Source organism: Bartonella sp. AP9QHHD (genome assembly GCF_042195625.1).
In the GTDB taxonomy this organism is placed as follows: domain Bacteria; phylum Pseudomonadota; class Alphaproteobacteria; order Rhizobiales; family Rhizobiaceae; genus Bartonella.
On record NZ_JBHIOP010000072.1, the window covers coordinates 1 to 1,034 of the forward strand.

At 37.2% G+C, this 1,034-nt stretch carries 1 pseudogene; it reads left to right on the plus strand.

Annotated features, from left to right (window positions below):
* Nucleotides 1-1,034 (plus strand): annotated as a pseudogene (locus ACFIK4_RS05515) (hypothetical protein); the annotation flags it as partial.

Genomic DNA, 1,034 nt, shown 5'->3' on the forward strand with positions numbered 1-1,034 from the left:
AGCTGTTAACAAAGCCCAGCTTGATAAAAGTATAGAGAAGATTTCTAATGATATTAATCTTACAAGTGCTGCTGCAGTTCTCTATGATAAAGAAAAAGATACCGTTAATTATAATAGCATAACTTTGGGTGGTGATAAGACTACAGCACCCGTTTCCCTCCATAATGTTAAAGATGGGAAAATTTCTGAAGATTCGCATGATGCGATCAATGGTAGGCAGATTGAAAAAATATCTGGAGATGTAGCAAACATTTTGGGTGGGAATGCGGAATTTAGCGACGGTATTTTGTTCGGTCCGCTCTATCATTTATCGCGCATTTCTGAAGATGGCGTAGCAGTATCTAAAGACCATAATAATGTTGGTGACGCTTTGACAGGGCTTGATGACAATATCAACAATGTGAATAGCCGCTTAACACATGTAGCAAATGAATTTACTCAGAAAATTGAGGGTGTTTCTAAAGATTCTCTATTGTGGAGTAATGATGAGCAGGCATTTGTAGCACAGCATGGAGCAGACAAAGAAAATAGCAAAATTAAGTTTCTTGCCAATGGAGACATTTCTGCTAATTCAACCGATGCAGTGAATGGTTCGCAGCTCTTTGCTACTAATCAGAATGTTAACACTGTTACAAATAATCTGACAACAATTGCTAAAAATATATCAAAGTATTTTGGTGGTGGTGCAGATGTATCTAACGGTAAGGCTCCCACTTATACAATTCAGGGTAATTCTCATAATAATGTTGGTTCTGCTTTTAATGCTGTTGATACTTCTATCACGAATATCCAAAATCAGATTGCGAATGCGACAAAAAATAGCCTCGTTAAGCAGGAGGAAAATGAAGGTACTATCACCATAGGTAAGGAAACAGGAGGTTCTATAATTAATATTGCAAATAATGCAGGCAACGATAGGACAATTTCTGGTGTGAAGGCAGCTGTGAATGGTAATGAAGCTGTTAACAAAGCCCAGCTTGATAAAAGTATAGAGAAGATTTCTAATGATATTAATCTTACAAGTGCTGCTGCAG